The following is a 3,514-nucleotide window of genomic DNA, read 5'->3' as shown; positions in this document are numbered from 1 at the left end:
CGTGGTCTTGCCATGGTCGACGTGGGCGATGATCGCCACGTTGCGGAGGTTCATGCGGATGTCCTGAATGGGGTCGGCGGCGCGCATAGCGGAAATGCCGCGATGCGGAAAGGGCGTCGCCGGACCTTCCATTCAGGCGGGAAACGGACGGTAACGCTCAGCGCATCCGCACCATCATGCGCTCGGCGTCCGTCAGATGCTGCCGAACGATCGGCACCGCCGCCTTGGCGGTCGCGCGTAAGGGAGGCACGTCGCCCTGCGCCGCGTAGGCGGTCTGCAGCTCGAGCGCGCCGCGGTGCGACGGGACCTGCTGACCGAGGTAGATCCGGTCGAAGTCGACCGGGGCGGCCGCGTTCAACTCGGCGATCATCTCGCGGTAGGGCGCCGTCAGGAACGGCGGCGGCGGGGTCACGCCGCCCGCCTTGGCGGCGGCGAGCGCCTGGTTGGTCGTGCCGGTGTGATGGTCGATCATCATGGTCGCGTAGCGGCGGACCTGCGGATCGCGCGACTTCTTGAGCGCGACCTGGCTGGAACTGATCTCGAAGGTGTCCGACTGTCCCGCCTCCATCAGGAACGGCACGGCCTGCATCTTCGCGGGCGCTGGAACGGGCAGAGGCTGTACCTGGGCGGAAACTGGTGCGGTGGCGACGAGAAACGCGGCGGCAGAGAGAAGAGCTGATCTTATCATAGTTGAATTCCGATCATTATGGCTGAACTACTACCGGCAAGCGCGCGAACGTTACGCAAGTTCCGACACCATCTTGATGTGAAATCAAGTATTCCGGTCCGGAACTCTACACAGCTCGGCCCGTTCCGACTTGGATTTCACGTGAACGCTTGGTTCGCGACGGAGAAGATCGCATGCACAACATCAACGGTCGTCGCGTCGCAGGCACCCTCGCGGGCACGGCGCTGTTCGCTTTAGGCGGGACCGGCGTCGCGCAGATGCGGGGCACCAACGCGCCGATGGGCCAGCCGGGCATTCCCGCCAGCGGCGTAAAGCCGGTCGCGTCGAACCAGGCGGTCATCGACGCGCTGACGGCGGCGAACATGCGACCCTACCACGTCCTGACCCCGCCCGAGGCGCGGCGCGAGCCGAGCTTCGCCGACGGGGTCAAGATGGTGCTCCGCCAGCAGGGCAAGCCCACGACCCCGCCCCCCGGCGTGACCGCCAGCGACATCCAGGTGCGCGGCGCGGCGGGCCAGCTCCACGCCAAGCTCTATCGGCCCGCGAGCGTTCGTCCGAACGCGCCCATGATCGTCTATTACCACGGCGGCGGCTGGGTCGTTGCGTCGAGCGAGGTCTATGACGGCGGCGCGCGGGCGCTGGCGCGCGATACCGGTGCGATCGTCGTGTCGGTCGACTATCGTCTGGCTCCGGAAGCCAAGTTCCCTGCGCAGCATGACGACGCGCTCGCCTCCTATCGCTGGGCGATCGCCAACGCGCGGTCGCTCGGCGCGGACCCGGCCAAGATCGCGCTGGCGGGCGAGAGCGCGGGCGGCAATCTGGCGATCGCCACCGCGATGGCGGCGCGCGACGGCGGGGTCCAGGCTCCCGTCGCGATCCTGGCGGTCTATCCGGTCGCGGGCACCGACCTGAATACGCCGTCCTACCGCGAGAATGCGCAAGCGATGCCGCTCGGCCGCGCGACGGTCGGCTGGTTCGTGCACCATCTGGCGCGCAGCCCCGCCGACGCGATGGACCCGCGCCTGAACCTTGTCATGGCCAACCTGCGCGGGCTGCCCCCGGTGACGATCGTCGCCGCGCAGATCGACCCGCTCCGCTCGGAGGGCGAGATGCTGGAGGCCAAGCTCCGCCAGGCGGGCGTCCGCGTGAACCGCCGCGAGTATCCCCGCGTCACGCACGAGTTCTTCGGCGCGGACCCGGTGATCGCGGAGGCCAAGCAGGCCCAGGCCTATGCCGGGCAGCAGCTGCGGGTCGCGTTCGGGCGGTGACTGATTGAAGGGCTGGACTCATTCGCGGGTCCAGTCCTCCAGCCTTAGACCTGCCACTCGGGCGAACTCGCGCGTGTTGGCCGTGACGAGGACGAGGTCGCGCGCAAGCGCCTGCCCGGCGATGAGGACGTCGTAGGGACCGATCGGCGTCCCGGCCTTGCGAGGCACCGCGCGGATTTCGCCGGCGGCGCGGGCGTCGTCCAAATCGAACGGCAGAATTGAAAAACGCAGGTCGAGCAGCCGTTCCAGATTATCCTCGACGCGAGCGCTGCAATACGCGCCGTAGAGCAGCTCGTGCATGCCGACCGTGGACAGCTCGACGGATGCGGCCCGCTTCTCCACCTTAGTCGTGATCGGCTACTGGTTCGCAAGCAAAGCGATGACGACGTTGCTGTCCAGGAGGTAGCTCAATTATCGAAGCTCGGGCCATCGGGCATCGTCTCGGGCCCGGGACGGTCGAGCGCGGCGGCAGCCGCGTCGTCATCGAACTTCCTGAGTCGCCTGATCCACGCCCACCCATCCTCCTCGACCGCCTGGAGGATCACCCGGTTTCCCTCGCGGCTGATGCGGACCTCCTTGCCGTCGAACCGGTAGGCCTTGGGCAGACGCACCGCCTGGCTCCGGCCCGTCCAGAACAGTTTGGCCACATCGTCGATCCGCGTCATGTCGTTCACCACGTATCTCCCACGCGATGATATGTAGCACCGGTATCCGGCGCTCGCCAGCATTCGGTGTACCGGACGTATAATACACTTGAACCCCCGTCTGATCCCCGTCAGAGTCGCCGCTCCACCCGCCGGAGTTCGAGTATGGCCACCGCGACCCAGACGCCGACCGTCGACACGGAGCTGGTGCTGACCCCGCCCGACCCCGTGCCGGTCGTGAGCGCGGACAAGGCGGCGGGGCTGGTGCCGGTCGAGGCGGGCGTCCGGTCGAAGCTCGACGAGCGCGTCGAGGGCTTCGTCGCCGACCTGGTCGCGCAGGACGTGAACTCGCCCGAGTTCGGGCGGCGCGTCGACGCGATCACCGCGATGGGGGCCAAGGAGATACGCGAGGCGGCGGGGCAGTCGAACCGGTTCCTCGACCGCCCGATCCGCGCGATGGACAAGGAGACGGGGGTGGGCAACGACCTGGCCCAACTCCGCCGCGTCGTCGAGGATCTCGATCCGGGCAAGCGCGGCTCGCTCACTTCGCCCAAGAAGCTGTTCGGGATGATCCCGTTCGGCAACAAGATGCGCGACTATTTCGACAGCTACAAATCGTCGCAGACGCACATCGCCGCGATCCTGAAGTCGCTCAGCTCCGGCAAGGACGAGTTGCTGATGGACAACGCCGCGATCGACACGGAACGCGCTAATCTGTGGACGGCGATGGGGCGGCTCGAGCAGATGATCCACCTGTCCAAGGCGATGGACGGGAAGCTCGAGGACAAGGCGGGCGAGCTCGACCACACCGACCCGGCCAAGGCCAAGGCGATCCGCGAGACCGCGCTGTTCTATACGCGCCAGCGCACGCAGGACCTGCTGACGCAGATGGCGGTGACGGTGCAGGGCTATCT

At 67.6% G+C, this 3,514-nt stretch carries 5 protein-coding genes; 2 read left to right on the top strand and 3 right to left on the bottom strand.

The window, feature by feature from the left end; translation table 11 throughout:
- Window positions 1–157: 157 nt before the first annotated feature.
- Window positions 158–589 (bottom strand): DUF4142 domain-containing protein, encoded by a 432-nt coding sequence (locus ACFE7F_RS15715; RefSeq protein WP_375404786.1) that lies wholly within the window; start codon window positions 587–589, stop codon window positions 158–160.
- A 272-nt stretch (window positions 590–861) separates the two neighbouring features.
- Between ACFE7F_RS15715 and ACFE7F_RS15710 the strand changes: the two genes are divergently transcribed.
- Window positions 862–1,956 carry an alpha/beta hydrolase gene (locus tag ACFE7F_RS15710; protein WP_375404785.1) on the top strand — a complete coding sequence of 365 codons (1,095 nt, stop codon included), beginning with the start codon at window positions 862–864 and terminating at the stop codon, window positions 1,954–1,956.
- An 18-nt stretch (window positions 1,957–1,974) separates the two neighbouring features.
- Here the strand turns inward: ACFE7F_RS15710 and ACFE7F_RS15705 are convergent, their stop codons facing one another.
- Entirely contained in the window at window positions 1,975–2,298 is a 324-nt protein-coding gene (locus ACFE7F_RS15705) for a PIN domain-containing protein (RefSeq protein ID WP_375404784.1), read from the bottom strand.
- Between the two features lie 65 nt (window positions 2,299–2,363).
- The gene (locus tag ACFE7F_RS15700) at window positions 2,364–2,621 is read right to left on the bottom strand and encodes an antitoxin (protein ID WP_375404787.1); all 258 of its coding nucleotides are present in this window, start codon (window positions 2,619–2,621) and stop codon (window positions 2,364–2,366) included.
- A gap of 144 nt (window positions 2,622–2,765) precedes the next feature.
- Here ACFE7F_RS15700 and ACFE7F_RS15695 point away from each other — a divergent pair.
- Window positions 2,766–3,514, top strand: a 749-nt coding sequence (locus ACFE7F_RS15695; protein WP_375404783.1) for a toxic anion resistance protein, incomplete at its 3' end; no start/stop codon positions are given.

This window comes from uncultured Sphingomonas sp. (genome assembly GCF_964235535.1).
In the GTDB taxonomy this organism is placed as follows: domain Bacteria; phylum Pseudomonadota; class Alphaproteobacteria; order Sphingomonadales; family Sphingomonadaceae; genus Sphingomonas.
Note: the sequence above shows the minus strand (reverse complement) of the source record. Positions and strands in the feature narration are given on the sequence as shown.